This window comes from Streptomyces nanshensis, assembly GCF_001751255.1.
GTDB lineage: Bacteria > Actinomycetota > Actinomycetes > Streptomycetales > Streptomycetaceae > Streptomyces > Streptomyces nanshensis_A.
Genome location: NZ_LJGW01000475.1, coordinates 1 through 584, shown reverse-complemented (window position 1 = coordinate 584; position 584 = coordinate 1). Strand labels below are relative to the sequence as shown.

At 68.2% G+C, this 584-nt stretch carries 1 protein-coding gene; it reads right to left on the bottom strand.

The features are described 5' to 3' along the window. Nucleotides 1-584, bottom strand: a 584-nt coding sequence (locus AN218_RS28680; protein WP_244900791.1) for a sensor histidine kinase, incomplete at both ends; no start/stop codon positions are given.

Here is a 584-nt window from a genome sequence, read left to right as displayed (position 1 = left end):
CGCCAGGGGAGTTGGGCGGTGATGGTGGTGGGTCCGCCGGTGGGGGAGTGGATGAGGAGGTGTCCGTCGACGGCGTTGAGGCGTTGGGTGAGTCCGGTGAGTCCGGTGCCGTGGTGGGTGGTGGCGCCGCCTTGGCCGTCGTCGGTGAGGTGGAGGAGGAGGTGGTGGTGGGTGTGCCAGATGTCGAGGTGGGCGGTGTGGGCGTTGGAGTGTTTGGTGATGTTCTGGAGGAGTTCGGAGGCGGTGTAGTAGGTGATGCCTTCGATGGCTTGGGCGGGGCGTCGGGGGAGGTCGACGGTGATGGTGACGTCGGCGGTGCAGTGGGTGGCGAGTGCGGTGAGGGCGGGGGCGAGTCCGCGGTCGGTGAGGATGGCGGGGTGGATGCCGCGGGCGAGGTTGCGGAGTTCTTGGAGGGCGAGTTTCACTTCGTCGTGGGCTTCGCCCACCATGTGGGCTGCGGTGTGGGGGTCGTGGGGGAGTTTTTCTTTGGCGAGTCCGAGGTCCATGGCGAGGGTGACGAGGCGTGCTTGGGCTCCGTCGTGGAGGTCGCGTTCGATACGGCGCAGATCCGCCGCGGCCGTGTC